Source organism: Marinobacterium rhizophilum (genome assembly GCF_024397915.1).
In the GTDB taxonomy this organism is placed as follows: domain Bacteria; phylum Pseudomonadota; class Gammaproteobacteria; order Pseudomonadales; family Balneatricaceae; genus Marinobacterium_A; species Marinobacterium_A rhizophilum_A.
This window is the reverse complement of record NZ_CP073347.1, coordinates 4,659,298-4,684,635: the sequence shown is the minus strand read 5'-3', so window position 1 is coordinate 4,684,635 and position 25,338 is coordinate 4,659,298. Positions and strand designations below refer to the sequence as shown.

Annotated in this window: 26 protein-coding genes; 17 read left to right on the top strand and 9 right to left on the bottom strand. The window is 60.9% G+C overall.

Annotated elements, in window-relative coordinates; all coding sequences use genetic code 11:
* The first annotated feature begins 237 nt into the window (after positions 1 to 237).
* From KDW95_RS21200 to KDW95_RS21175, 6 genes are all read left to right on the top strand, one after another.
* The gene (locus KDW95_RS21200) at positions 238 to 1,233 is read left to right on the top strand and encodes a TRAP transporter substrate-binding protein (RefSeq protein ID WP_255853756.1); all 996 of its coding nucleotides are present in this window, start codon (positions 238 to 240) and stop codon (positions 1,231 to 1,233) included.
* Positions 1,230 to 1,739 carry a TRAP transporter small permease subunit gene (locus KDW95_RS21195; protein ID WP_255853755.1) on the top strand — a complete coding sequence of 170 codons (510 nt, stop codon included), beginning with the start codon at positions 1,230 to 1,232 and terminating at the stop codon, positions 1,737 to 1,739. Before KDW95_RS21200 ends, KDW95_RS21195 begins: the two co-directional genes overlap by 4 nt.
* Positions 1,739 to 3,043: a TRAP transporter large permease gene (locus KDW95_RS21190; RefSeq protein WP_255853754.1), complete on the top strand. Its 1,305-nt coding sequence runs from the start codon at positions 1,739 to 1,741 to the stop codon at positions 3,041 to 3,043. The genes KDW95_RS21195 and KDW95_RS21190 overlap by 1 nt, the downstream gene beginning before the upstream one ends.
* A gap of 512 nt (positions 3,044 to 3,555) precedes the next feature.
* A complete protein-coding gene (locus KDW95_RS21185; protein WP_255853753.1) occupies positions 3,556 to 4,638 on the top strand; it encodes a TRAP transporter substrate-binding protein in 1,083 nt (360 codons plus the stop codon).
* 118 nt (positions 4,639 to 4,756) lie between these two features.
* Entirely contained in the window at positions 4,757 to 5,257 is a 501-nt protein-coding gene (locus KDW95_RS21180; RefSeq protein WP_255853752.1) for a TRAP transporter small permease, read from the top strand.
* Entirely contained in the window at positions 5,254 to 6,543 is a 1,290-nt protein-coding gene (locus tag KDW95_RS21175; protein ID WP_255853751.1) for a TRAP transporter large permease, read from the top strand. The genes KDW95_RS21180 and KDW95_RS21175 overlap by 4 nt, the downstream gene beginning before the upstream one ends.
* A gap of 94 nt (positions 6,544 to 6,637) precedes the next feature.
* Here the strand turns inward: KDW95_RS21175 and KDW95_RS21170 are convergent, their stop codons facing one another.
* The 5 genes from KDW95_RS21170 to prfB all read right to left on the bottom strand — a co-directional run bounded on the left by KDW95_RS21170 (position 6,638) and on the right by prfB (position 11,400).
* The gene (locus KDW95_RS21170) at positions 6,638 to 7,351 is read right to left on the bottom strand and encodes a GntR family transcriptional regulator (RefSeq protein WP_255853750.1); all 714 of its coding nucleotides are present in this window, start codon (positions 7,349 to 7,351) and stop codon (positions 6,638 to 6,640) included.
* Between the two features lie 180 nt (positions 7,352 to 7,531).
* On the bottom strand, positions 7,532 to 8,257 hold the full coding sequence (gene ung, locus KDW95_RS21165; protein WP_255853749.1) for a uracil-DNA glycosylase: 726 nt from the start codon (positions 8,255 to 8,257) through the stop codon (positions 7,532 to 7,534).
* A complete protein-coding gene (locus tag KDW95_RS21160; RefSeq protein ID WP_255853748.1) occupies positions 8,257 to 8,703 on the bottom strand; it encodes a hypothetical protein in 447 nt (148 codons plus the stop codon). Before KDW95_RS21160 ends, ung begins: the two co-directional genes overlap by 1 nt.
* Before the next feature lie 10 nt (positions 8,704 to 8,713).
* Entirely contained in the window at positions 8,714 to 10,231 is a 1,518-nt protein-coding gene (lysS, locus tag KDW95_RS21155) for a lysine--tRNA ligase (RefSeq protein WP_255853747.1), read from the bottom strand.
* 74 nt (positions 10,232 to 10,305) lie between these two features.
* A complete protein-coding gene (gene prfB / locus KDW95_RS21150) occupies positions 10,306 to 11,400 on the bottom strand; it encodes a peptide chain release factor 2 (RefSeq protein ID WP_255853746.1) in 1,095 nt (364 codons plus the stop codon).
* A 291-nt stretch (positions 11,401 to 11,691) separates the two neighbouring features.
* Between prfB and nhaD the strand changes: the two genes are divergently transcribed.
* Together nhaD and KDW95_RS21140 are read left to right on the top strand one after the other, a co-directional pair.
* A complete protein-coding gene (nhaD, locus tag KDW95_RS21145) occupies positions 11,692 to 13,233 on the top strand; it encodes a sodium:proton antiporter NhaD (protein ID WP_255853745.1) in 1,542 nt (513 codons plus the stop codon).
* Positions 13,233 to 14,468, top strand: coding sequence for an MFS transporter (locus KDW95_RS21140; RefSeq protein WP_255853744.1), 1,236 nt, complete (start codon positions 13,233 to 13,235; stop codon positions 14,466 to 14,468). The genes nhaD and KDW95_RS21140 overlap by 1 nt, the downstream gene beginning before the upstream one ends.
* Here the strand turns inward: KDW95_RS21140 and KDW95_RS21135 are convergent.
* The gene (locus KDW95_RS21135) at positions 14,435 to 14,962 is read right to left on the bottom strand and encodes a flavodoxin (RefSeq protein ID WP_255853743.1); all 528 of its coding nucleotides are present in this window, start codon (positions 14,960 to 14,962) and stop codon (positions 14,435 to 14,437) included. The two genes, KDW95_RS21140 and KDW95_RS21135, sit on opposite strands and share 34 nt — an antisense overlap.
* A 90-nt stretch (positions 14,963 to 15,052) precedes the next feature.
* Positions 15,053 to 15,379, bottom strand: coding sequence for a phasin family protein (locus KDW95_RS21130; protein WP_255853742.1), 327 nt, complete (start codon positions 15,377 to 15,379; stop codon positions 15,053 to 15,055).
* A 149-nt stretch (positions 15,380 to 15,528) separates the two neighbouring features.
* Here KDW95_RS21130 and gloA point away from each other — a divergent pair, with 149 nt between their 5' ends.
* The 3 genes from gloA (at position 15,529) to KDW95_RS21115 (ending at position 17,450) form a co-directional block, all read left to right on the top strand.
* Complete coding sequence (gene gloA / locus KDW95_RS21125) at positions 15,529 to 15,921, top strand: lactoylglutathione lyase (protein ID WP_255853741.1); 393 nt, start codon at positions 15,529 to 15,531, stop codon at positions 15,919 to 15,921.
* A 194-nt stretch (positions 15,922 to 16,115) separates the two neighbouring features.
* Positions 16,116 to 16,922 (top strand): tetratricopeptide repeat protein, encoded by an 807-nt coding sequence (locus KDW95_RS21120; protein WP_255853740.1) that lies wholly within the window; start codon positions 16,116 to 16,118, stop codon positions 16,920 to 16,922.
* Between the two features lie 78 nt (positions 16,923 to 17,000).
* Positions 17,001 to 17,450, top strand: a complete 450-nt coding sequence (locus KDW95_RS21115; protein WP_255853739.1) for an RDD family protein — start codon at positions 17,001 to 17,003, stop codon at positions 17,448 to 17,450.
* A gap of 141 nt (positions 17,451 to 17,591) precedes the next feature.
* Here KDW95_RS21115 and lptG read toward each other — a convergent pair whose 3' ends face one another.
* Both lptG and lptF read right to left on the bottom strand, forming a co-directional pair.
* Entirely contained in the window at positions 17,592 to 18,653 is a 1,062-nt protein-coding gene (lptG, locus tag KDW95_RS21110) for an LPS export ABC transporter permease LptG (protein WP_255853738.1), read from the bottom strand.
* Positions 18,650 to 19,759 carry an LPS export ABC transporter permease LptF gene (lptF, locus tag KDW95_RS21105; protein ID WP_255853737.1) on the bottom strand — a complete coding sequence of 370 codons (1,110 nt, stop codon included), beginning with the start codon at positions 19,757 to 19,759 and terminating at the stop codon, positions 18,650 to 18,652. Before lptF ends, lptG begins: the two co-directional genes overlap by 4 nt.
* 233 nt (positions 19,760 to 19,992) lie before the next feature.
* Between lptF and KDW95_RS21100 the strand changes: the two genes are divergently transcribed.
* From KDW95_RS21100 to KDW95_RS21075, 6 genes are all read left to right on the top strand, one after another.
* Entirely contained in the window at positions 19,993 to 21,501 is a 1,509-nt protein-coding gene (locus KDW95_RS21100) for a leucyl aminopeptidase (RefSeq protein WP_255853736.1), read from the top strand.
* The gene (locus tag KDW95_RS21095; protein ID WP_255853735.1) at positions 21,491 to 21,925 is read left to right on the top strand and encodes a DNA polymerase III subunit chi; all 435 of its coding nucleotides are present in this window, start codon (positions 21,491 to 21,493) and stop codon (positions 21,923 to 21,925) included. Before KDW95_RS21100 ends, KDW95_RS21095 begins: the two co-directional genes overlap by 11 nt.
* 150 nt (positions 21,926 to 22,075) lie before the next feature.
* The gene (locus KDW95_RS21090; protein WP_255853734.1) at positions 22,076 to 23,215 is read left to right on the top strand and encodes an efflux RND transporter periplasmic adaptor subunit; all 1,140 of its coding nucleotides are present in this window, start codon (positions 22,076 to 22,078) and stop codon (positions 23,213 to 23,215) included.
* A complete protein-coding gene (locus KDW95_RS21085) occupies positions 23,212 to 23,910 on the top strand; it encodes an ABC transporter ATP-binding protein (protein ID WP_255853733.1) in 699 nt (232 codons plus the stop codon). Before KDW95_RS21090 ends, KDW95_RS21085 begins: the two co-directional genes overlap by 4 nt.
* A complete protein-coding gene (locus KDW95_RS21080) occupies positions 23,897 to 24,040 on the top strand; it encodes a hypothetical protein (protein ID WP_255853732.1) in 144 nt (47 codons plus the stop codon). Before KDW95_RS21085 ends, KDW95_RS21080 begins: the two co-directional genes overlap by 14 nt.
* Complete coding sequence (locus KDW95_RS21075; protein WP_255853731.1) at positions 24,027 to 25,238, top strand: ABC transporter permease; 1,212 nt, start codon at positions 24,027 to 24,029, stop codon at positions 25,236 to 25,238. Before KDW95_RS21080 ends, KDW95_RS21075 begins: the two co-directional genes overlap by 14 nt.
* The last annotated feature ends 100 nt before the right edge of the window (positions 25,239 to 25,338 follow it).

Here is a 25,338-nt window from a genome sequence, read left to right as displayed (position 1 = left end):
GTCCTGTATCAGGCCTGCTGTGCCACCACCCTGACGCTGCCGCGCATCAGCAGCCAGTGAATGATGCCGCCGAGCACCGCGCCGAGCACCGCGCCGATCACCCAGCCATAGCCGGACAGGGCTTCCGGTCTCTGGAATGAGTCGGTTTACAATATGCTCTAGTCGTAACTGGACAGAGCCGAGGCTGAGCGCAGGGGGATACTGTTTGTATCTACTGGACCCAATGAGATGGAAATCATGAAACTTAAACCTATTGCCGCCGCGCTCCTGACCCTCACCTGCCTGCTGCCCCTGAACGCACAAGCCGAAACCCGAATGGATTTTTCCAATGAATACAACGCCAGCTCCATCCATGCAGAGGGCGATCTGTACTTTATTGAACAGGTTAAGGCGCTGACACAAAGTGAGGTAGACATCACACTGCATACTGGTGGCGCACTGGGTTTCAAGTCTGCCGATCACTTTTACGCCGTGTCCGACAATGCCATTCAGATCGCCGATACCCTGGCGGGCACATTAAGCGGTATTGACCCGATCTTCCTGCTGTCCTCGCTTCCCTTTCTGGCGGAAAACGAAGATGAAGCTGAGGCACTCTACAAAGTAGCGCGTCCCTATTACGAGCAGGTATTTGCCGACAACAATCAGGTTCTGCTTTACGCCTCTCCCTGGCCGGCCAGCGGCATCTGGGCCAAAAAGCAGGTTGCTTCAACCTCGGACCTGGAACAGCTCAAAATTCGCACCTACGACAAGAACGGCACCATCACGCTGCGCGAAGCCGGGGCATCCCCGGTCAAGCTGTCGTGGGCCGACGTGGTCCCGCAGCTCTCAACAGGTGGCATCGAAGCCGTACTCACGTCGGCGGAAGCCGGTGCCAATGGCAGCTTCTGGGAACACCTGGATCACTACAGCGCCATTCAGTACGCAGTGCCCCTGAACATGGTGCACATGAACAAGGGCGAGTTTGATGCGCTTGATGCACCGCAGCAGCAGGCCATTCTGGAAGCGGCCAAACGCACCGACGCACACAACTGGCAGGAAGTGCGTTCACGGGTGGCCGAAAATTACCAGGAACTGGGCGAGCATGGCGTCAACATCCAGAATCCGGTATCACCCGAGCTGGCCACCGCACTCAAAGACGCCGCCAGGCTGGCCATTACACAATGGCTGGAGGTAGCAGGTGAGCGCGGTGAAGCCATCATGGCCCAGTTTGAAGCCAGTGGCCGCACACAATGATCCGCCTGCTGTGCCGCTGTGTTCGCCCGGTTAATCAGCTGGCGGGCATGATGGCCATGCTGCTGATTATTTATATAACCGGGCATATTCTGCTGGAGATTATTCTGCGCCTGTTCGGCACATCCACCTTCGTGCTGGATGAGTTCGTTGGCTATGCCGTAGCGACCATGGCATTTCTGGGACTGGGGTATGCACTGGAACGCGGCTCACTGGTACGCGTAAATGTACTGCTGGATCGGTTGCCGTCCCGGTGGCACTGGCTGCCGGACCTGATATCGACTCTAGCAGCCCTCACCGCTTTTGCCTGGCTCAGCTGGTTTTGGGGACTCAACGTGTGGCGTAGCTATCAACGCGGAACCCTTAGTGAAACCCTCGCTGAAACGCCCCTCTGGATCCCCGAGGGGATGGTGCTACTTGGCATGCTACTGCTTTGCCTGACGCTGCTGTCCCGCGCCCTGCACCTGGTTGCTGAACGGACCTTGCCCATTCAAACGGGAGTGAACTGATGGATACCCTGTTCGCCGCCGCTGGAGTTATCAGCCTGATACTTCTTGTACTGGGACTTGGCACCTGGGTTTTTGCCGGACTCGTGATCGTCGCTCTGGGATCGCTCGTCTGGCTCGGGGACTTCAGTCCTGAACGTGCAGGGCTCATCCTGAGTCGCATCCTGTACCGCGCAGGAAGTTCCTGGGAGCTTTCGGCCATTCCCCTGTTTATATTCATGGGCGAACTGATCTTTCGCTCCAATATTTCCGAGCGCCTGTTCCGCGGGCTCGAGCCCTGGACAAACCGGGTGCCCGGTGGAATTTTGCACACCAACGTTGTCGGCTGCGCCCTTTTTGCAGCGGTTAGCGGTTCAAGCGCCGCCACCACCGCCACAATAGGCAAGATTACGACAACAGAGCTGGCCCGGCGCGGTTATGACCGCAACCTGTCCATTGGTTCCCTGGCCGGCGCAGGCAGCTTGGGCCTGCTGATACCACCCTCCATCGTGATGATCGTATACGGGGTGCAGGCCGAGGTTTCGATCAGCCAGCTCTTTATGGCGGGCGTCCTCCCGGGCCTTCTGATTGCACTGCTTTACTCCGGCTATATCGTGGCGGTAACCCTGCGGCAGCCTCACAGGGCTCCGCGCAGCCTGGACGTAGCGACGACCGTGCTGCAAAGCTTGTGGCTGCTGGCCCCGGTGCTGTTGTTAATCGTGCTGGTGATGGGATCCATCTATAGCGGAGTCGCGACCCCATCGGAGGCCGCTGCGGTAGGCGTGGCCGTGACCATTGTCTTGCTGGCAGTCGAGCGGCAACTCAGCTGGGCAATGTTTCGCGAAGCCCTGGCTGGCACCGTGCTCAGCGCCACCATGGTGTGCAGCATTCTGGTGGCAGCAGCGCTGCTTTCAACCGCAATGGGCTATCTGCACCTGCCGCGGGAACTGGCCAGTTATATTGCCAGCCTGGAACTGACACCTACCATGTTGCTGCTGGCACTGGCCCTGTTCTATATTGCACTGGGCCTGTTTCTGGACGGGATATCAATCACGGTCATGAGCCTGCCAATCACACTGCCCATCGTTATTCAGGGCGGGTTTGATCCCCTGTGGTTCGGCATTTTCCTGGTGATCATGGTGGAACTGGGGCAGATCACGCCACCGGTCGGATTTAACCTCTTCGTCCTGCAAGGCTTAACCGGTGAACGCATTGGCCGCATAGCCTACTCCGCAATTCCATTCTTTGCGCTTATGTGCGTTGCCGCACTGATGGTGAGTATTTTCCCGAATATTGTCCTTTGGTTGCCCCAGCAACTGGCGGGTTAAACCAGGCAGGGGCAATGCCAGTGCATTGCTCCTGCGACCCTGAAATCATACATATTATTTTCGAATCATTGGCATTAATTCATAAAAACCCATAAAAAAAGAACAACTCCGCACTTATTATCTAAACAACCGATCACTAAACAATAACAAAAGCTTGAATTTATGCTCCAAAAAAAGGCATATACGCCATTTTATGGTGCAATATAAATATCAATTAACCCTAAAAACACTCTCATCAAAATAAGTTAAAATAAAACCACACATGTCGCATATACCTAGATCTGCGTCGCACACAGACATACCTACGATAACAAAAGTGAACAATACTAATGCCTCAATGTTATATTGAATATATTACAAAAACTGACTAACACACCGGAATAAGATTAAATTCATGAATCAATGGAAGATTCATTCATAGGTACGGAATTGAAGCTAACAAAACGACATTCAATGTTTATTGCCTCTTAATCCCCACGGACTCTACCTAAATAGTGCTAAAAGTCACAACTATGACAGCCAGGCTGAGCCACTATAACAATTGGCCAATTCACGAATATGCAGAGGTAATGATGACTGATCTATTTAAAAAAACAGCCCTATCCGTATTGATTACAGCCAGCAGCCTGGGGTTTATCTATAGCGCAACGGCCGACGAAACAAAAACCCTGAAATTCCACAGTGGACTGGCTCAATCCAGGCCTGAAGCAGCACACATCGAGCACTTTGCCGAACTGGTCAAAGAAAAATCAGGCGGCACTCTAAACGTCGATGTTTACCACGCAGGCTCATTGGGGCTCAAGGAAGCGGATATGCTGCGTATTCTACAGGCAGGCCTGGTGGACGCAGCCCTAATGTACGGCGAGTACTACAAACGCGATGCCCCGGCACTGGCTTCTGTCTACGCACAGGGTGCGATCACGCAGAGCAGCCAGCATCTTGAGGTCCTTCCTACGCTGCGTGACATCTATCAGGGCGCCTATGCAAAGTGGAATATTAAGACCGTCGGCGGCGTTGTCGCACCGGTATTCGACGTCGGATTACACTGCAAGGAGCCAGTTAACAGCCTGGAAGGACTCAAGGACAAGAAAGTCCGCGTATGGTCTGGCCACCTTGTAGACACCTTTAAAAATCTTGATATTTCCGCGCAAGTCATACCGCAAAACGATATGTACCTCGCGCTCCAGACGGGCGTAGTCGATTGCGCCTACTACCTTTCCACAGTCGCAAAGACCGTTTCCCTGCAGGAAGTAACGAAGTACGAAGCCTATCTCCACCCCTGGGCCGCATCACCCTGGATGTTTGGTATCAGCGACAAAACATGGAACACACTTACTGAACAACAGCAAGCGGCACTGACTGAAGCGGGCAATCAGGTGTGGAACGAAACCGAGAAGCTGGCCGTTGATGATGAACGGGAAACCAAGGCACGGGAAGAGCGGACAGAACTTGGCATCACTGTACTGCCGGCGTTCAGCGCTGAAGACGTACAAACCTTCGTCGAAGCATCCGGCAAGGCCTGGCGCGAAATGGCTGAACAATCCGGTGAGGAAGGCCTCGACTACTTCACAAAGGTTTCGTCACTAACCCAATAAGCAGTCACGTCCAGCCCTTGGACAGACCCAGGGGCTGCATATTCACATGTCACTACGATCTGAAAATGGAAGCAGGGTGTTCCAACAATACCTATAGTCCACACAAGGAAAACCTAGAGTGGAAAAGATAGCTAGTTGCATTAACTTTACAGCGAAATTTTTTTTCTACGGTGGTGTTTTATCCGGGATATTCATGACCTTGATAATTCTTGTCAGCACCCTGCTACGCTACCTGGCAGGCCAGCCTATTTCGTTTTCCGACGAACTAGCAGGGTTACTTTTCCTGACAATGGCTTTTTCCACCTTCCCGCATGTACTCAACAAATCCGGGCATATCAGCCTGGACCTACTGACCGAACGCATGTCACCGGGTATGAGAAAAATATGTAGCCTGTTTTCAGCCGCAATTTTCATTGCGTTTGCGATAACATTCAGTTACCAGGCATGGGGGTTCATGGATTTTTCCAGACTTATTAGTTCTCGCACCGATGTCAGTGGAATTTTGCTTTGGCCCTGGATGGCTCTTATGCCAGCGTCGATGGTTCTGTGCATTGCTGTCGAGCTAAAAAAGCAGCTTTTCCGAACCGACTGTGACACTTCAGGGAAAACCACACTATGAGCTGGCTTATTCTGGGTTCCAGCCTCGCAGTCCTCCTAAGCACTGGCGCACTGCTGGGGGCCGCTCTGGGGCTGACCGGCTTCATCCTGCTACACTTTCAAGCCAACGGTGCTTCCGCCCTGGCAATCAATTCCGCCTGGAACCTGCTGACAGAATTCACCCTGAGCGCGGTTCCGTTGTTTATCATTCTGGGTGATATTTTGCTGGCAAGCGGTGTTTCCACCCGAGTTTACAATGGTTTGACTCCTCTTTTTCGTCGTATTCCCGGACAATTGCTACATACCAACATTGCCGTTTGTACCCTCTTTGGGGCGGTTAGTGGCTCGAGCACCTCAACCGCTGCCGCCATCGGTTCAGTGAGCTACCCCGAACTGCGACAGCGAGGTTACTCTCCCAGCATGGTCGTTGGTTCTCTGGCAGCCGGGGGCACTTTGGGATTACTGATTCCACCCAGCCTTGCTCTGCTTATCTATGGTGCCACTCAGAACGTATCCATTGGCAAGCTATTTATGGCGGGCCTGATTCCTGGTGCACTCATCGCCTTTGGCTTTTCAGCATGGATCTACATCCGCTCACGCATAGGTAGCCCGGTAGCCCCTCCCGCAACGGAGCCCTTTAGCTGGAAAGAAGTGGGAGTCGGGTTGATGCAGGTGTGGCCACTGCCCATCCTCATTTTTTTCGTGCTGGGTACCATCTATATGGGGATCGCAACGCCAACAGAGGCTGCAGCTCTGGGTGTTGCCGCGGCGATCGTGATCGGGTTCAGCTGGGGGGATCTGACAGCCGCCAAGTTATGGCAAGCCTTTACCCGTGCGTCCTTTATGTTCAGTGCTATCGCACTCATTCTGGTCGGCACCGTGATTCTGGCTCAGGCTGTCAGCCTGCTCGGCCTGCCACGCGCTGCGGTCGAAATGATTAGCGACCTGGGTTTCAATCGCTACGGCGTACTGGTGATGGTTGTACTGGTATACCTGCTGCTGGGCTGTTTCTTCGATGGCATCTCGCTGCTGCTCATGACACTGCCGATTACCTTCCCGATGGTCACAAGCCTTGGCTTCGACCCCGTCTGGTTTGGGGTCGTTGTGACTCTGCTGATGGAGGTCGGGATGATCACTCCCCCGGTTGGGCTCAACCTGTTTGTACTCAGTTCAATTACCAAGAATGAAGTTAACGTCGCGCAAGCGGCGAAGGCATCCTTGCCGTACTGGTTAATTCTTCTGGTAGCCGTTGGGCTCTTGACGCTGTTCCCTGCAATCGCGCTCTGGTTACCCAACAGCTTGCAGTAAAGGTTGCGCCACGCCGTGCCGAAAATAGTAAGTCCGCTGCCGGCGGACTTACTTTTCGTGCGCGCATTCGAATTCGTACAGTAACGGCAGCTAATCAGCGGAAAATGCTTTGCAGGTCGATGGCGCTGTGGGTGCCGGAGGTCAGATCGAGCTGCTCTTCCAGGTGGTTGAGGTGTTCGATCATCAGCTCGACGGCCTGGGGGGCGTCCTGCTGCTCGAACGCCTCGATCAGGCCGCTGTGCTCGCAGCACGGGTGGGTGGCGGTCTGTTCTGAATGGCGGGCGCTGGCGCGCTGGTACTGGGCGATGATCAGGGAGGTCCTGGAGATAATTTCGCGCAGGAACTGGGTCAGCACCGGCTTGTCGGCCAGTTCGCCTATCTTGAGGTGAAACTCGCCGGACAGGCGGATGCGACGGTTCAGGTCGCCGTCGCGATGGGCCTGTTCCTCCAGCTCAACATGCTCGACCAGGGCGCGCTGCTTGTCGGCGGAGAAATTCAGCGCCAGTTCGCGCACCAGTTCGGTTTCGATCAAGCGCCTTGCCTGGAAAACCTCCCGTGCCTCCTTCACCGTAACCTTGGCGACGTAAGCTCCGCTGTTGGGCACCAGGTTCACCAGGTTATGGTGCGCCAGGCGCTGCAGCACCTTGCGAATACCACCACGGCTGGTCTGGAAGACCTCACACAGGTCCTCTTCCTTGAGGCGCGTACCCGGCTGCAGTTTGCGCTCCATAATGGCCGACCAGATACGGTCATATACTTCGTCGGCGCCGGGTTTGCTGTCAGTTTTGCGAATGCTGGTTTTAGTCATGGTTCTTTATCAAAGGTATAAACACGAATATGCCATCGGCTGTCACTGCACGATAAGGTTAACAATAATGCGATCAGGCAGGCGAACATAGTACCTGACAATGTTCGAGGAAACTGCTGTTGTCTTGACGCAGGGAAATGCACCCACAACCTCTGCCCGTCACGGGATCAAGCGCCGCTCTCAGCCCTGAGGCGCTGCGGGCAGCTGCCAGTCGATCGGGCTGCGCCCGTGGGCCTGCAGATAGGCATTGGCCTGGCTGAAATGCCCACAGCCAAAGAACCCCCGATGTGCCGACAGCGGTGATGGATGCGGTGCCTGCAGCACCAGATGCCGCGACCTGTCGACAAAGGCGCCCTTCTTCTGCGCGTAGCTGCCCCAGAGGACAAACACCACGTTATGACAGTGGGCATTGACCGCATGAATCACCCGGTCAGTGAAGCGCTCCCAGCCTCGCCCCTGGTGGGAGGCGGCCTGGCTCTGCTCCACCGTCAGCACGGCGTTGAGCAGCAGCACGCCCTGGCGGGCCCAGCCCTGCAGGCAACCGTGGGACGCGGGATCAATCCCCAGATCCGCCTGCAGCTCTTTGTAGATGTTACGCAGCGAGGGCGGCACCCTGACGCCGACGGGCACCGAAAAGCTCAGGCCATGGGCCTGGCCCGGCTGATGGTAGGGGTCCTGCCCCAGTATCACCACCTTTACATCCTGCAGCGCCGTGGCTTCAAGCGCGTGCAGCCAGTGCTCCGGGGCGGGATAAATCTGCTTGCCCGCCTGTTGCTCGGCCTGCAAAAAGCGCTGCAGTTCGAGCATGTAGGGCTGTTCGAGTTCGGGGCCCAGCAGCGCCTGCCAGTCCGGCTGCAGCGAGAGCTGCGGGTTGTTTTCGTCAGGGGCGAGCCATTGCAGGGGCATCAGAGTTGTCCACTGTCCTTGATGGCGCCATTGGCATCACGCAAGGCTTTCACCACCCGACCGTGGTAGAGCGAGTAGTAGCGCAGGTGCCCAGGCGCATGGGCGAAAAAGCCCGAGATCAGAATCGCCAGTACGAACACCGGCGCCAGCAAGCCGGGCCAGGGGATGACCAGCCCGAGCAACAGCACCTTGAGCAGGATCGCCTGGCCACGCAGCTGCAGCAGCCAGACGCCGTCGCAGTAGAGTTCGATCAGCACCATGGCAAGCCCGGCACCAAAGCCCAGCAGCAGAAAGCCGAACCACTGCGCCATGGGCAACTGGTAGAGAAAGTGGCCGGCCAGGCCCGCAATGCCTACCAGGTGCAGGCTGCGCAGCGCGATATTGAGATAGCGCTTGCCCGGCACCCTGCGCGAGGGTGACGGGAACAGCAGGTGTGATGCAGCCACGATGGCTACGTTATGCCTGGGTCTTCACCGGGCGCATGGCCGGGAACAGGATAACGTCGCGGATGGACGGCGAATCGGTGAACAGCATGACCAAGCGGTCGATACCGATGCCTTCGCCCGCCGTCGGCGGCAGGCCGTATTCCAGCGCGTTGATGTAGTCGGCATCGTAGTGCATGGCTTCGTCGTCGCCGGCGTCTTTTTCGGCCACCTGGGCACGGAAACGCTCGGCCTGGTCTTCGGCGTCGTTCAACTCGGAGAAGCCGTTGGCCAGCTCGCGACCACCGACGAAGAATTCGAAGCGGTCGGTCACGAAGGGGTTGTCATCGTTGCGACGCGCCAGCGGGCTGACTTCGGTCGGGTATTCGGTAATGAAGGTCGGCTGGTCCAGGCGGTGCTCGACGGTCTTCTCGAAGATCTCGATCTGCACCTTGCCAAGACCCCAGCTGTCCTTGACGTTGATATCCAGGCGCTGCGCGATCTGGCGGGCGGCATGGTCATCGGCCAGCGCTGCCGCGGTGATATCCGGGTTGTAGTGCAGGATGGAATCGAACACCGACAGGCGCGTAAACGGCTTGGCCAGGTCGTATTCGAAGCTTTCCAGCACCTCGCCCTCTTCGTTGCGCACGGTGTTGATCAGGGTGGTGGTGCCGAGCACTTCCTGCGCCACGCTGCGCAGCATGTCTTCGGTCAGATCCATCAGGTCCTTGTAGTCGGCGTAGGCCTGGTAGAACTCGATCATGGTGAACTCGGGGTTGTGTCGTGTCGACAGCCCTTCGTTACGGAAGTTGCGGTTGATCTCGAACACCCGCTCAAAGCCACCCACCACCAGGCGCTTGAGGTACAGCTCCGGCGCGATACGCAGGTACATGCCGATATCCAGCGCGTTATGGTGCGTCACGAACGGACGGGCCGAGGCGCCACCGGGGATCGCTTGCAGCATCGGGGTTTCGACTTCCAGGAAGCGACGCTCGGTGAGGAAGCGGCGAATGCCGGACACGATGCCCGAGCGCACTTCGAATACACGGCGGGACTGCTCGTTGGTGATGAGGTCCACGTAGCGCTGACGGTAGCGCATCTCGGTGTCCTGCAGGCCCTTGTGCTTGTCGGGCAGCGGACGCAGGCTCTTGGTCAGCAGCTGGCAGTCTTCCATGTCGACGAACAGGTCACCCTTGCCGGACTTGTGCAGCACGCCGCTGATGGCGACGATATCGCCCAGGTCCAGCGACTTGGCAAACGGACGCGCCGGCTTGTTGACGTACAGCTGGATGCGGCCGCTCATGTCCTGCAGCACGATAAAGGCGCCGCGGTTCAGCATTACGCGGCCGGCAACCGATACCCGATGTCCCAGTGCTTCGAGCTCTTCCTTGGTCTTGTCGCCGTATTCCTGCTGCAGATCCTGTGCATAGCTGTCGCGGCGAAAGGCGTTGGGGAAGGCATTGCCCTGTTCGCGCAGGGCATTGAGTTTGTCGCGGCGCTCGGCAATCAGGCGGTTTTCGTCTTGCGCGGCGGCTGGGGTAGTCTCGGACATCGGAGGGAACCTTAATCTGTAAAACGTTGAATGCGGGTCAATCCGGCCCGCCGGAGCGGGCCCGGAGGCCGGGCTTACAAACCGGCCTTGAGGCTGGCTTCAATAAACATGTCCAGGTCGCCATCCAGCACGCGGTCGCAGTTGGAGGTCTGCACACCGGTGCGCAGATCCTTGATGCGGCTGTCGTCCAGCACGTAGGAGCGAATCTGGCTGCCCCAGCCGATATCGGCCTTGGAATCTTCCAGCGCCTGGGCGGCTTCCGAGCGCTTGAGCATTTCGAGCTCGTACAGCTTGGAGCGCAGCTGCTTCATACAGAAGTCCTTGTTCTGGTGCTGCGAACGCTGGCTCTGGCACTGCACCACGGTGTTGGTCGGGACGTGGGTAATACGCACCGCCGACTCGGTCCGGTTGACGTGCTGACCGCCGGCACCGGAGGCGCGGTAGACGTCGACGCGCAGGTCCGCCGGGTTGATGTCGATCTCGACGTTGTCGTCGATTTCCGGCGACACGAACACGGAGGCAAAGGAGGTGTGGCGACGGCCACCGGAGTCGAACGGGGACTTGCGCACCAGCCGGTGAACGCCGGTTTCGGTGCGCAGCCAGCCAAAAGCGTACTCGCCTTCGAAGCGGATGGTGGCACTCTTGATACCGGCCACTTCACCTTCGGAGACTTCCACCAGCTCGGTCTTGAAGCCCTTGTCTTCACCCCAGCGCAGGAACATGCGCAGCATGATGTTGGCCCAGTCCTGCGCCTCGGTGCCGCCGGAGCCGGACTGGATATCCAGAAAGGCATTGTTCATGTCGGCTTCGCCGGAGAACATGCGGCGGAACTCGAGGGTTTCCAGGCGCGCCACCAGCGCAGCGACTTCCTTCTCGACCTCGGCCACAGTGTCTTCGTCGTCTTCCTCGACGGCCATGTCCAGCAGTTCGCGGGCATCGGTGGAACCACTCTCCAGCGCATCCAGGGTCTCTACCACGTCTTCGAGCTGGGCACGCTCGCGCCCCAGCTTCTGGGCGTTGGCAGGATCATCCCACACAGAGGCAGATTCAAGTTCGCGCGACACCTCTTCCAGACGTTCTTTCTTGACGTCGTAGTCGAGATAAACACGCAGGGAGCCGGCGCGCTCGCCGATATCCTTCAGGGCGTTGATGATCGGGTTGATTTCCATCGCTTGCGTTCGATACTCGCAGATTAGAAAAGGGCGGTATTTTAACCGATCCGACGGTGGCTTTAAATGATCTTTACCGCCGGCGGCTGCCTCATTGACCCAAAGGCCCAAAAGCCCGGGCCGCCAGCCCGCCAAAAGCGCCCCTGCCTGTGTACCAGGGCACCCAGAAAGCCCAGCCTGTGCGACCGGAAAATCGCGTTCCGCCCGGCTCGTGGGGGCAGGTATGCGCAGCTAACTGCTTAATTTGGAAGTATACTCTGGGCAACAGAGGCCAACGGAGGGGAGCGCCAGATGGGATCGAGCAACGGACAGAAACCCAGACTTTCAGCCTCCTGCGCCACTCTCTTTTCCCCTCGGACCGCGACACCGGCCCGCTACCCGATCGCCGGGCTTTCCATTGTATTGTGCCTGTGCGGCCTGCTGGGCACCGCACCGGCGCTGGCCGCCACCAGCGCCCAGGGCACGGTCCCGGACCTGACCACCAGCCTCTACGGTGTAGTGGCCATCCTGATTTTCGTGCTGGCCTACATCTTCGTCATCGGCGAAGAGTTTTTCCTGTTGCGCAAATCCAAACCCATGATCGTCGCCGCCGGCCTGATCTGGCTGCTCACCGGTATCGCCTATGCCGTGCACGGCGATACCGAAACCGCCGGGCCCGCGCTGCAGCACAACATCCTCGAATACGCCGAAATGTTCCTCTTCCTGCTGGCAGCCATGACCTTTGTCACCACCCTGGAGGAACGCCAGGTCTTCGGGGCTCTGCGCACCTGGCTGATTGTGCGCCAGTTCAGCCTGCGCCAGGTGTACTGGATTACCGGCGCCCTGGCCTTCGTGCTCTCGCCGGTGGCCGACAACCTGTCCACCGCCCTGCTGATGGGGGCCGTGGTGCTGGCGGTGGGCAACGGCAACCGCCAGTTTGTTACCGTGGGCAGCATCAATATCGTGATTGCCGCCAATGCCGGCGGCGCCTTCAGCCCCTTCGGCGATATCACCACCCTGATGGTGTGGCAGGAAGGCCTCGTGCCCTTCTCCGAGTTTGGCCACCTGTTCCTGCCCTCGCTGGTCAACTGGCTGGTGCCGGCCCTGCTGATGTACCGGGCCGTCGAGCAGTCGCCGCCGGCATCGAACCTGCACGCTAACGTACAGATGCGTCAGGGCGCCCTGCCCATCATCGGCATTTTCCTGGGCACCATTGTCTGCTCGGTCCTGATCAACAGCCGCCTCAACATGAGCCCGGCGCTGGGCATGATGACCGGCCTTGGCGTACTGAAACTCTACGGTTACCGGCTGGCCCGGCGGGAACCTGCCCTGCGCGACACCGGCCACCTGAGCCAATACCAGGCGGAAAACATCACCGACATGGAGCCCACCCAGGGCGACCACACCGACGTGGTACGGCGGTTCGATATCTTCCATGTGGTGGAACGCGCATCCTGGGATACCCTGATGTTTTTTTACGGAGTGGTGCTGGCGGTGGGCGGGCTGGCGCAGCTGGGCTACCTGAGCCTGGCCTCGGAGCATGTCTATGGCACCCTGGGCCCCACCCTGGCCAATATCGCCGTCGGCGTACTGTCGGCGGTTATCGACAATATTCCCGTCATGCTGGCGGTACTGCGCATGGCGCCGGAAATGAACATGGACCAGTGGCTGCTGGTGACCCTCACCGCCGGCGTGGGCGGCTCGCTGCTCTCCATCGGTTCGGCGGCCGGCATCGCCCTGATGGGCCAGGCCCACGGTGTTTACACCTTCATGAGTCACCTGCGCTGGGCCTGGGCCATCGCCCTGGGCTATGCCCTGAGCGTACTCTGTCACCTCTGGCTAAGCGGAATCTGATGAACACACTGCTGCGACTGTTCCTGCCTTTCGCCCTGGGCTATTTCCTGTCCTACCTGTTCCGCGTGATCAGCGCGGTGGTGGCGCCGGCGCTCACCGCGGATCTGCAGCTGGATGCCGCCACCCTGGGGCTGATATCCAGCAGCTACTTTCTCACTTTCGCCGCCTGCCAGATTCCCCTGGGCGTGCTGCTCGATCGCATCGAGGTGCGCAAGCTTGCCGCCGTCCTGCTGCTGTTTGCTGCCACCGGCAGCCTGGTGTTCGCCCTGGCCGATTCGGCCCTGGGACTGCTGGTGGGGCGGGGGCTGATCGGCATCGGTGTGTCGGCCTGCCTGATGGCGGCGTTCAAGGCCTATGTCATCTGGCTGCCGGCGGCCCGTCTGCCGCTGGTGAACGGTCTGCAGCTGGCCTGTGGCGGGCTCGGCGCCCTGGCGGCGACCTCTCCGGTGGAATGGCTGCTGGGCATCACCGACTGGCGCGGCCTCTTTCTCGGCATGGCACTGCTGTGCCTGCTGGCTTCGCTGCTGCTTTGGTTGCTGGTCCCCAAAAGGCCGGGCGTCCCCGCGGCCGTCAGCGAGGCCGTGGCGAAACTCTCGGTGATACAGGTCATGCTCGACCCACGCTTTTACCGCGTTGCGCCGGCCAGCGTACTGTCCCAGGCCAGTTTTATCGCCCTGCAGTCACTCTGGGTCGGCGCCTGGCTACGGGATGTGATGGGGCTGTCCGACGCCGCTGCCGCCGATGTGCTGTTCGTCTGCGCCGCCGGGATGGTGGCCGGTTTCCTGCTGATGGGGCTGATCGCCGACCGCGTGCAGCACCTGGGCCTGGCCCCGCGCCAGCTGAGCCTGGGCGGCATTGCTGCTTTTGTCTGCCTGCTGGTACTGTTGCAATTCGACAGCGGCACCCCCAGCCTGCTGCTGTGGGGGCTGCTGGGTTTTTTCGGCACTTCGGGCACGCTGATGTTCGCCGGCCTGGCCCAGCAGTTCCCGCCCAGCCAGAGCGGCCGGGTCAGCACCAGCCTGAACCTGGGGATCTTCGTCGGCGCCTTTGTGATGCAGTGGGGCCTGGGCGGCATTGTGCAGCTGTGGCCCGCCAGCGCTACCGGCCAGTATCCGGCCATGGCCTACCGGGTCGCCTTCGGCGTTGCCTGCCTGGTCCCGGCGACGGGACTGCTCTGGTACGCCCTGTGCACCAGGCGCCCTCAGCCCGACAGCCCGAACGCCGCCAGTACCTGAGGCAGCCAGCAGGCAAGCCTCTGATCGGTGTCACTGCGCTGGCTGTCCTCATCCAGCGCCAGGCCGACAAAACAGTCCCCCCTGTCATTCAGCGCCAGCGAGGCATTAAAGTCATAGTCTGCGCTATTGGGCCAGGCGCCGACGATACAGGCACCGGCGGCCTGCAGGCGCTGGTGCAGCAATCCCATGGCATCCAGGTACCAGTCGCCATACCCCAGCTGGTCTCCCAGCCCGAAGAGCGCGCAGCGACGCCCGTGCAGGTCCAGTGAATCCAGCGCCGGCCACAGATCCTGCCAGTCCAGCTGCTGTTCGCCAAAGTCCCAGGTAGAGATTCCAAAGATCAGGCACGGGTAATCATCGAGCCCCGCCAGGGCGCTGTCGGCAATGTCATGCAGATCGACCAGGCCCGGCCCTGCCAGCTGGGAGATGCGTTCAGCGACATGCGCCGTATTACCGGTGGTGGAGCCGTAGAACAGCCCGATGGGTGCAACCATGAAAATCCGTATCGATAAAAACAGGCGGGAAAAACAACAGCAGCGAGGCCGCAGCCGACAGGCTGCGACGGGGTCAGGACAGCGTGCGGATCACTTGGGGTTGAAGGACTCGAAACTGCTCTGGGTGATCTTGTCGATGGCGGAACGTGCATCCTGCAACGCCTTGAGGTTCTGCTCGCCCACGCTGCGCAGCGTCTCTTCAAGTTCCTTGGCGTAGGCTTGCTGCAGCTCCATCAGGTCCGTGGCGTTCTGGCATTTCTGCATTTCGCGGGTCTGCTGAATGGTCGCCTCGATACAGGACTTGGTGCATTCCATCTGCTGACGGGTCAGCTCTTCGAGCATTTTGGTCTGGACGTTGACAAGATCCTTGAACGGTTCCATTGACGTGCCGAATTGCTTGGTAAAATCTTGAAACATGACGGTCACCCTAGTTGAGGCGGGAACAATGATGCTGAAAGCCGGAGTAACACTCGCGCAGGAAGTCTTACGATGATCCTTCACAAGCCTTTATAATACAGCACTCAAACCGGATTTGGGCAAGCCCAGTCAAGCAGTCAGGAGTGGTTATGCGAATTTTACACACCATGTTGCGGGTTACCGACCTGCAGAAATCAATCTCCTTCTATACCGAGCTGATGGGCATGCGATTGCTGCGTCGCAAGGACTATCCCGAAGGCAAATTCACCCTCGCCTTCCTCGGCTACGGCGATGAATCCGATACCACCGTGCTCGAGCTGACCCACAACTGGGACACCTCCAGCTACGAGCTGGGCACCGCCTACGGCCATATCGCCATCGAAGTCGATGACGTCTACGAGGCCTGCGACAACATCAAGACCAGGGGTGGTCAGGTAGTGCGCGAAGCCGGCCCCATGAAAGGCGGCACCAGCATTCTGGCCTTCGTCAAGGACCCCGACGGCTACATGATCGAACTGCTGGATCCCAGGCGCCTCGACTAGCCCGTCGCCTGATCGGGGGCACAGCAGGGCCCCCGTCCTGACCCGCCCACAAAACAGGTTTCCAAAAAGCAACTTTAGTGTCTGCTTTTGCCCCGCCCGGCCTGCACACGTTTTATCCGCGCCGGTGCGCCGCTATAATGGCCGCCATTCCGAATTCCGACGTACCCCAGCGATCCTAGGGAGCACCATTTCCAATGAGCAAAAGAACACTCCTTGCCGCCGCCGGCCTGCTACTGGGTCTGTACAATACACCGCTGCTGGCAGCGGACCTGGGCGAGGCCAGCAAGGCCTTTGAAAACAAGGACTACAGCGCCGCGCTCGATGCCCTGGAACCGCTGGGCAAGGAAGGCAATCCCGATGCCCTGAGCATGCTCGGGCAGATGTATGAAAACGGCTGGGGCGTGGACAAGGATCTGGAGAGAGCCGCCTCCCTGTTCAAGCGTGGCGCCAACCAGGGCCACCTGGAAAGCGTAAACGGCCTGCGCCGGATCAAGAACACCGAGTACCAGAAAGAGCTGAAAAGCATACGCCTGAGCGCCGAAGCCGGCGATGCCCATGCCCAGAACCGCCTGGGCGAGATGTACGAGTTCGGCTACGGCCTGGAGCGTGACCCCAACCAGGCCTACGACTGGTACCTGCGCGCGGCCGAACAGAACCTGGTGGCGGCAGAACATAACATTGGCCGCTGCTACAACTTCGGCACCGGCGTCGCCCAGGATTTTGTCCAGGCCGAGCTCTGGTATCGCAAGGCCGCCAAGCAGGGGCACATGGATGCCATGTTCTTCCTCGGCACCCTGTACTCCAACAACCACGGCCAGGACCAGAGCATCAACACCAACGTCATGGCCTACGCCTGGATGCACAACTCGGCGCAACTGGGCAACGCCACCGCCGCCGCCATCGAAAAGCGCCTGCTGATGAAGCTCGACGAATCCCAGACCCAGGCGGCCAAGAACCTGGCTGAAGAATACCTCGACCAGTACGTGCGCCCCTTCAAGTAAACTGACCCCGGCTCCCGCCCGGCACCAGACTGTATCGCCAAGCGATGCGGTGCCGGGCAGAAACGCCACGGAGACCCTATGCATATCCCCTTTTCCAACGGGCGCACGGCCATCAGGCCCGCCGGGCTGGTGCGCCGACTGCTGGCCATGCTATACGATTGCCTGCTGATCATCGCGCTCTGGATGGTGCTGGGCGGCATCGGCGTGGCCATGAATCATGGCGAAGCGGTGGAAGGCCCCCTGTTCAACTCGGTGCTCTTCGTGTCCGGCTACCTGTTCTTCGCCTACTTCTGGACCCGCAGCGGCCAGACCCTGGGCATGATGGCGTGGAACCTGCGCGTCGAGACCGCCGCCGGCGGTCGTATCAGCTGGACCCAGGCGCTGATTCGCTTCCTGTTTGCCATTCCGTCGCTGCTGCTGCTCGGTGCCGGCTACTGGTGGATACTGCTGAGCGACGAACGGCTCAGCTGGAATGATCGTGTCTCGGACACCCGCGTGGTACAGCTCGAGAAACTGAAGAAAAACTAGCTGGAAGGTGAAAGGGCATTGTTAACCTTGTCCCTTTCACCTTGCCCCTTGCTCCTTTTACCTTGCCCCTTTTACCTTGCCCCTTGCCCCTTGCCCCTTGCTCCTTTCACCTTGCTCCTTTTACCTTGCCCCCGTGGTCCGCTACTTGGCCCGCTGCAGCATCCAGCCCCCCAGGGCCGCGCACAGCACAATGGGCGCCAGTACAGCCAGCCAGGGTGCAAAGCCGTACACGCTGCTGGCCGGCCCCATCAGGTCCTGGGCAAACTTGAAGGTCAGCCCCACCAGGATACCCACTATCAGGCGCTGGCCCACCGTTACGCTGCGCAAGGGCCCGAAGATAAAGGAAATGCCGATCAGTACCAGCGCCAGTATCGCCAGCGGCTGCAGCAGCTTGACCCAGAACGCCAGCTGATAATCCACGCTGCTCAGTCCCTGCTCGCCAAGATAGGTCGAAAACGCCTTCAGGCCGCTGATCGACAGATCCACCGGCTCCACCACGATGACCGACAGTAGCGTTGGCGTCAGCCCCGATTCCCAGACCTCGTTCGCACGCTGCAGCACCTCTGTGCGATCCCCCAGAAAGCGGGTTTCGCGAATGTCTTGCAGCTGCCAGGCGTTGTCGACGAACTCGCCCCGGCGGGCATAGCTGGCGGTGGCCAGATCCCTTGCATCATCCAGCTGATAGCGCGTCACGCCGAAAATAACGCCATCCGGCTGCACGGCATTGATATGAATAAAGCTGTCGCCTTCGCGGTGCCAGACACCGAAGCGCGACTGCAGCGCCTCGCCACCGGACTGCACCATGGCCCGGCGGCTCTGGGCAATCTGCTCGGTCTTGGGAACCACATATTCCCCCAGCACCAGCGCCGCCAGTACCAGTATCAGCACGGGTTTCATCACCGCACCGACGATACGGCCGGTGGATACACCGGACGCGCGCATGACCGTCAGTTCGCTGTGGGATGCCAGCATTCCCAGCCCGACCAGGCAACCCACCAGGCAACTCAGCGGCAGAAATTCGTAGATGCGCCGCGGTGCCGTCATGCCCAGGTACAGCAGCGCCTCAAGCATGTCGTAGCGATCATTGAGGGAATCCAGTTCGTCCACCAGTGCGAACAGCAGGTCGAGCCCCACCACGACCAGCATCACCACCATGATTGCGCCCAGTACGTGCTGGGCGATATACCAGTCGAGCTTTCTCATGTGCGGCTCCGCTTCAGGCTCGGCAGCACCGGCAGGCGCTGGCCAACCCGCTCCCAGAAGTGTTCGGCAAAGATCAGATTGAGTGCCAGCGCCAGAAAGCCGGCGTGCACCAGCCACAGACTTAGCCCTGGCGCATCGCCGTCCTCCACCGCGCCGCGTGCCGCCCCCAGCAACGTCAGGTACAGCAGGTACAGAACGATGGAGGGAATCAGCTTGGCAAAGCGGCCCTGGCGCGGATTGGTGCGGCTCATGGGCACCGCCAGCAGCGTCACCACCAGGGCCAGCACCGGCAAGGACAGGCGCCAGTGGAACTGCGCCATGGCCGCGTTGCCGCCATCCTGAAGCAGCGCCAGCGTGGGCGTGGCTTCAAGATCGGACGCCCGCCCCAGGCCACCGCTATCCGGCAAGCGGACACCGTACTCGCCATATTCAATGCGGCGGTAACTGGCATCTCCCGGTACGCCTTCATAGCGCACCCCGTCCTGCAGCACCAGGAAGCGCCCATTGTCCCGGGTGTCGTAGCGATAGCCACGATCGGCCAGCACCACGACAGGCGCACCGCCATCGGTGCTGTCGGAAATAAACAGCCGCTCCAGGCCGCCCGCCGCGGCATCCACCGACTCGGTGTAGGTCACGCGGTTGCCACCGGGCAGCGGCTGAAAGCGTCCTGGCACCAGGGTATCGAAGGCGTTGATATTGTCCTGCTGCAGGTACAGGTCCGCCGTGCGCTGGGCCCCCAGCGGTGACAGCTGCATGCTCAGCAATCCCACCAGCAGCGCCACCAGGGTCGCCGGCCCCATGGCGTAGAGCACAAGGCGCTTCTGGCTCATGCCGCAGGCCCGCAGCACGACCATTTCACTTTCCAGGTACAGGCGCCCAAACGCCAGCAGCACGCCCAGAAACAGCCCCAGCGGCAGAATCAGCTCCAGGAAGCCCGGCAACCGGTACAGCAGCATCTGGCTCAGCAGTTCGGGCGCCAGCTTGCCCGCCGCCGCATCGCCGAGATACTTGATAAAGCGGCCGCTTACAATGATCATCAGCAGGATTGTGCTTACCGCAGCCGTGCTGATCAGTACTTCGCGGGTCAGGTATCGGAAAACGATCAAGACGCTCTACCCTGTCATGGCAGAAACCGTTGCCGCTAGGGCTGGAGCCCGGCCTGCCAGGGCGGGCGCACTCGGGCGCAGCAGCATGGCGTGGCGGACTCCGCCTGCAAATAGGTCAGCGGTTCCCAAGTTCAATGAATTCAAATAGTTTTAAATAGTTTATAGTGCAATGCACTTTGGAGTGCTGCGGCATTATCCATAAATACGACTTTAAAGTCTTGTTTGGAGCCATCATGGATTTCGAGATTGTAAGCGGCGCCATCGCGGCGCTGGAAACGGAACTGCTGATCGTCGGCGTCGAAGCCGACACCGTCCTGACACCCGCTGCCCAGAGCCTGGACAGCGCCAGCAATGGCTACCTGAGCGACATCCTCGGCGGTGGTGACATCCAGGGCAAGCTGGCTGAAACCCTGCTGCTGCACCGGGTGCCGGGGGTTGCCGCCAAACGCGTGCTGCTGCTGGGCCTGGGCAAAACCGAAGAGCGCTCCGAGCGCAGCTATCGCAAGCTGGTCAAGGCCGCCTTCGCCTGCATCAAGAGCATTCGCGCCAGCAGCGTGACCTTTGCGCTGGACGTGGCCGCCACCCAGCAGAACGACCTGTACCGCCAGACCCGCCAGCTGGTGGAGTGGGGCACCGCCGAGCTGTATCAGTACGACGAAACCCGCAGCAAGAAAGCCGAACCCCTGGTACTCGACCACCTGCATATCCTGCTGGCCGACGACGATGTCGAAACCGGCGAACACGCCCTGGTCGATGGTGTGGCCATCGCCAACGGCGTATCGGTCGCGCGGGACGTCGGCAACCTGCCGGGCAACATCTGCACCCCCACCTACCTGGCACAGCAGGCGATTCGCCTGGGCGACGAATACGACAGCATCAGCACCCAGGTGCTGGACGAGCTGGAAATGGAAAAACTCGGCATGCACTCGCTGCTGTCGGTGGGCCACGGCAGTGACCAGCCCTCCAAGCTGATCGTGATGGAATACAAGGGCGCCACCGACCCCGACGCCCAGCCCTATGCCCTGGTGGGCAAGGGCATCACCTTCGATACCGGCGGCATCAGCCTCAAGCCCGGCGCCGGCATGGATGAAATGAAGTTCGACATGTGCGGTGCCGCCAGCGTGCTCGGCACGATGAGCGCGGTGGCCGAAATGGCGCTGCCGATCAACGTGGTGGGCATCATTGCCGCCGCCGAGAACATGCCCAGCGGGCGCGCCACCAAGCCGGGCGACGTCATCACCACCATGTCGGGCCTGACCGTCGAAGTCCTCAACACCGATGCCGAAGGCCGCCTGGTGCTGTGCGATGCCCTGACCTACTCCGAGCGCTTCAAGCCCAAAACGGTCGTGGATATCGCCACCCTCACCGGCGCCTGCATCGTGGCGCTCGGTCACCAGGCATCGGGCCTGCTGGCCAACGACGACGAACTGGCCAATGACCTGCTGGAAGCCGGCGAATTCGCCGCCGACCGTGCCTGGCGCCTGCCGCTGTGGGACGAGTACCAGGAACAGCTGGACTCCAACTTCGCCGATATCGCCAACATCGGTGGGCCGCCAGCCGGCACCATCACCGCGGCCTGCTTCCTGTCGCGCTTCACCCAGAACCTGCGCTGGGCGCACCTGGATATCGCCGGTGTTGCCTGGAACAGCAAGGGCAAGGACAAGGGCGCATCCGGTCGCTGTGTACCCCTGCTGAGCCAGTACCTGCTGGACCAGATCGAAGACAGCGAGCATGAGCACTAAAAGCCGCGCTGACTTCTATATCCTGGCGGCGTCCGACGAGGACGCCCGCCAGCAGTTTTTCTGCCGCCTGAGCGAGAAGATTTTCGGCCTCGGGCTGCAGGTGTTCGTGCAGGTGCCGGATGAAATCCGCGCCAGCCGGCTCGACGAACAGCTCTGGTCCTGGCGACCGGACAGTTTCGTGCCCCACGCGCTGCAGGGTGCAACGCCCGAAGCTCCAATCACCATTGGCTGGGGCCCGGAGCTGCCGGCGCACCGCGATGTCTACGTTAACCTTGGGCTGGAGCTGCCACCCGAGGCGCTGCAGTTCAAGCGTATCGTTGAAATCGTGGTACAGGACGATGCCATCCTCGCCGCCAGCCGCAGCAACTATCGCCTGTGCAAGGATAACGGCCTGGAGCTGCACCGCCGCGACATGCGCGGTTAAACGGCCCTGGGAGCCCAGCAAGAGGACTCCCATCATTCCCTCGCCCCGCTCCCTGGCTCACTCCCTGCGCCAGATCAATACACAGCTTCCCAATCCCTGCTTTGATTGAAAGCCTCCCTATACTGAGAGGCACTGAACAGGGAAGCCGCCATGCCGATGAGAAAAAGCCTGCTGCTGTTACCGCTCCTGGCTGTCCTGATCGCCGCCAGTTTCTACTGGCTGCGGCACGAGGACCCTGTGCCGGTCGCACTGGTCGAGGTTGCACGCGGCCCGGTTGAGCTGATCGCGGCCAACAGCCGGGCAGGCACCATTCGCGCCTGCCGTCGCTCGCGCCTGTCCATGCTCCAGGGCGGGCGGGTCGACCGGCTGCTGGTGAAAGAAGGCGATAAGGTGAAAGCCGGCCAGGTGCTGCTGGAGCTCTGGCACCGGGATATCGACGTCCGCATCGAGCTGGCACAGGCGACCCTGCGGGCCCGGCAGATCGAACAGCAGCGCAGCTGTGACAGCGCGGCACTGGCGCTGCGCGAGTACCAGCGTACCCGGTCGCTGGCCGCACGCAACCTGGCCTCGGCCGAACTGCTGGACCAGCGCAAGACCGAGTCCGGCCTGCGCCAGCTCAGCTGCGACCAGGCCAGCGCCGTCACCGACCAGGCCCGGGCAGCACTGCGCCTGGAGCGGGTTTTACTGACACAGGCACGCCTGCACGCCCCCTTCGCCGGCACCGTGGCGCAGATCAACGGTGAGCCCGGCGAGTTCATCACCCCCTCCCCGCCCGGTATTCCCACCCCGCCGGCCGTCGACCTGATCGACGACAGCTGCCTCTATGTACGGGCGCCCATCGACGAAATCGAGGCCGCCCGCCTGGCCGTCGGCCAGAACGCCCGCATTACCCTGGATGCCTTTCGCGACCGGGTCTTCCCGGGCCAGGTGAGCCGTATCGCCGCCTACGTCACCGAGGTCGAAAAACAGGCCCGCACCGTGGATGTCGATGTGCTGTTTAGGCCCGTCCCCGATGACGCCACCCTGCTGGTGGGCTACAGCGCCGATGTGGAGATCATTCTGGATCGACGCGATGCGGCCACGCGCATTCCCACCGAAACCCTGCTCGACGGTGATAGGGTACTGCGCTACAACGCCGACAGCCAGACACTGCAGCACCAGGGCGTCAGCCTGGGCCTGAGCAATTGGAGCTGGACCGAAATACGCCAGGGGCTGGAGCCCGGCCAGCGCATACTGCAGTCCCTCGACCGCGAAGGCGCACGGGACGGTGCCCGGGTGACAGCCGAATGATCCGGCTCGAAAAACTCTGCAAGGCCTACACCCTGGGAGATCAGCCGGTGACGGCGCTGGATGCCGTCGATCTGGCGATCGGCAGCGGCGAATACCTGTCGGTGATGGGGCCCTCGGGCTCCGGCAAGTCGACGCTGCTCAACATGATCGGGCTGCTGGATACACCCGACTCCGGTCGTTACCAGCTGTGTGATCGGGAAATGACCCTGCTCGACGAGGAAGGCCGTGCCGCTGAGCGCAACAGCCGCATCGGTTTCGTGTTCCAGGCATACCACCTGATCGACCGTCTCAGTGCCCGGGAAAACATCGAGCTGCCACTGGTGCTGGCCGGCATGGCCCCCGGGATGCGCCGCCCGCTGGTGGACGAGGTTATCGCGCGCCTGGACCTGGAGCCCCGCGCAGGCCACCTGCCACGCCAGCTGTCCGGTGGCCAGCGCCAGCGCGTTGCCATCGCCCGGGCAGTGATCCGCAGGCCCGCCCTGCTGCTGGCCGACGAGCCCACCGGCAACCTGGATAGCCACTCCGGCGCCGAGGTCATCAAGCTGCTGGAAGAGCTCAACGGCCAGGGCATTACCCTGCTGATCGTGACCCATGATCCCGCCATGGGCCAGCGTGCCGGCCGGCGGCTGCGCATGGAGGATGGCCGGGTCGTCAGCGACAGCCCTGCACAGGAAGGCGATTATGCGCAGCGCTGACCTGCTGCAGATCAATTTGCGCCTGTTGCTGCGCCAGCGCTTCAGAACACTGATGAGCCTGTTGGCTATCAATGCCGGTGGGCCCGCCGCCTGTCGGTCCGGTGCAGGAGCGAACCATGCGCAGCGCTGACCTGCTGCAGTTTAATTTGCGCCTGTTGCTGCGCCAGCGATTTCGCACCCTGATGAGCCTGTTGGCCATGGCTGTGGGAGTCGCCGCGGTGCTGCTGCTGACAGGGCTCGGCGAAGGCGCGCGCCAGTTTGTGCTCAACGAGTTTTCCCTGCTGGGCAGGGATGTGCTGATCATGTTGCCGGGGCGCAAAGAAACGACCGGCGGCATCCCGCCGCTCACCGGTGAAGGCACAAGGGACATCACCCTGGAGGACGTGCAGGCGCTGAACCGCCTGCCGGCGATACAGCGGGTGGCGCCACTGATCGTGGGTAATGCCCAGACCCATGCCGGCGGGCGCAGCCGCGAACTGCTGACGCTCGGCACCAGCACGCTGTTCTTTGACTTGCGCGACCTCGGCGTTCGCCAGGGGCAGGTGCTGCCCGACATTCCGCTGGATCTCGCCGCCCCCGTCTGCATACTCGGCGCCGGTGCCAAGCGGGAACTGTTCGCACAGCAGGCCGCGCTCGGACAATGGCTGCGCATCGGCGACCGGCGTTTTCGCGTGATCGGCATCCTGGATGACCGCGGCGAATCCTTCGGGATGGACATGCGCAATGCCATCCTGATCCCGGTGGCCAGCGCGCAGCAGATCTTCAATACCCGCGGCATGTTCCGGGTCTTTTTGCAGCACCAGCCCGGCAGCTCCCTCGACCGCGCCCGCCAGGAAGTCCTGGCGCTGATGCGCCAGCGCCACGGTGGCGAAGAGGATGTCACCCTGGTCACCCAAGATGCCCTGCTCGGCGCCTTTGACGATATTCTGCGACTGCTGACCCTGGGCGTGGCGGCCATTGCCGCCATCAGTCTGCTGGTGGCCGGCATTCTGATCATGAACATCACCCTGATCAGCGTCAGCCAGCGCACCCGGGAAATCGGCCTGCTCAAGGCCATGGGCGCCAGCGCCCGCACCGTGCGGATCCTGTTTATCAGCGAGGCGCTGCAACTGGCGCTGCTGGGCTCCCTGCTCGGCGCCTTGGCAGGCTACGGCCTGCTGGCGCTGGGCCACTGGTTTTTCCCGCTGCTGCCCTTCGTGGTATCGCCCTGGGCGCTCGGCGCGGCCTTTGGCATCGCCATCACCACCGCCGTGCTGTTCGCCTGGCTGCCGGCCTCCCGCGCCGCCGCCATGCCGCCGGTGCTGGCGCTGCACGGGCAGGCACGCTGATGCGCTGCGCTGAGGTCCGGCAGCTTCGCCTCGCCGTCCGCACGGGCGCACCGGATCGCGACCTGAGGCGACCGATGCCCCTGCTACTGCCGCGGCAGGC

Bases quoted from the DNA above. Each gene is read 5' to 3' on its own strand.
- KDW95_RS21200 (WP_255853756.1), top strand. From the start codon at position 238: ATGAAACTTAAACCTATTGCCGCCGCGCTCCTGACCCTCACCTGCCTG.
- KDW95_RS21195 (WP_255853755.1), top strand. From the start codon at position 1,230: ATGATCCGCCTGCTGTGCCGCTGTGTTCGCCCGGTTAATCAGCTGGCG.
- KDW95_RS21190 (WP_255853754.1), top strand. From the start codon at position 1,739: ATGGATACCCTGTTCGCCGCCGCTGGAGTTATCAGCCTGATACTTCTT.
- KDW95_RS21185 (WP_255853753.1), top strand. From the start codon at position 3,556: ATGACAGCCAGGCTGAGCCACTATAACAATTGGCCAATTCACGAATAT.
- KDW95_RS21175 (WP_255853751.1), top strand. From the start codon at position 5,254: ATGAGCTGGCTTATTCTGGGTTCCAGCCTCGCAGTCCTCCTAAGCACT.
- KDW95_RS21170 (WP_255853750.1), bottom strand. From the start codon at position 7,351: ATGACTAAAACCAGCATTCGCAAAACTGACAGCAAACCCGGCGCCGAC.
- ung (WP_255853749.1), bottom strand. From the start codon at position 8,257: ATGCCCCTGCAATGGCTCGCCCCTGACGAAAACAACCCGCAGCTCTCG.
- lysS (WP_255853747.1), bottom strand. From the start codon at position 10,231: ATGTCCGAGACTACCCCAGCCGCCGCGCAAGACGAAAACCGCCTGATT.
- prfB (WP_255853746.1), bottom strand. From the start codon at position 11,400: ATGGAAATCAACCCGATCATCAACGCCCTGAAGGATATCGGCGAGCGC.
- nhaD (WP_255853745.1), top strand. From the start codon at position 11,692: ATGGGATCGAGCAACGGACAGAAACCCAGACTTTCAGCCTCCTGCGCC.
- KDW95_RS21140 (WP_255853744.1), top strand. From the start codon at position 13,233: ATGAACACACTGCTGCGACTGTTCCTGCCTTTCGCCCTGGGCTATTTC.
- KDW95_RS21135 (WP_255853743.1), bottom strand. From the start codon at position 14,962: ATGGTTGCACCCATCGGGCTGTTCTACGGCTCCACCACCGGTAATACG.
- KDW95_RS21130 (WP_255853742.1), bottom strand. From the start codon at position 15,379: ATGTTTCAAGATTTTACCAAGCAATTCGGCACGTCAATGGAACCGTTC.
- gloA (WP_255853741.1), top strand. From the start codon at position 15,529: ATGCGAATTTTACACACCATGTTGCGGGTTACCGACCTGCAGAAATCA.
- KDW95_RS21120 (WP_255853740.1), top strand. From the start codon at position 16,116: ATGAGCAAAAGAACACTCCTTGCCGCCGCCGGCCTGCTACTGGGTCTG.
- KDW95_RS21115 (WP_255853739.1), top strand. From the start codon at position 17,001: ATGCATATCCCCTTTTCCAACGGGCGCACGGCCATCAGGCCCGCCGGG.
- lptG (WP_255853738.1), bottom strand. From the start codon at position 18,653: ATGAGAAAGCTCGACTGGTATATCGCCCAGCACGTACTGGGCGCAATC.
- KDW95_RS21100 (WP_255853736.1), top strand. From the start codon at position 19,993: ATGGATTTCGAGATTGTAAGCGGCGCCATCGCGGCGCTGGAAACGGAA.
- KDW95_RS21095 (WP_255853735.1), top strand. From the start codon at position 21,491: ATGAGCACTAAAAGCCGCGCTGACTTCTATATCCTGGCGGCGTCCGAC.
- KDW95_RS21090 (WP_255853734.1), top strand. From the start codon at position 22,076: ATGCCGATGAGAAAAAGCCTGCTGCTGTTACCGCTCCTGGCTGTCCTG.
- KDW95_RS21085 (WP_255853733.1), top strand. From the start codon at position 23,212: ATGATCCGGCTCGAAAAACTCTGCAAGGCCTACACCCTGGGAGATCAG.
- KDW95_RS21080 (WP_255853732.1), top strand. From the start codon at position 23,897: ATGCGCAGCGCTGACCTGCTGCAGATCAATTTGCGCCTGTTGCTGCGC.
- KDW95_RS21075 (WP_255853731.1), top strand. From the start codon at position 24,027: ATGCGCAGCGCTGACCTGCTGCAGTTTAATTTGCGCCTGTTGCTGCGC.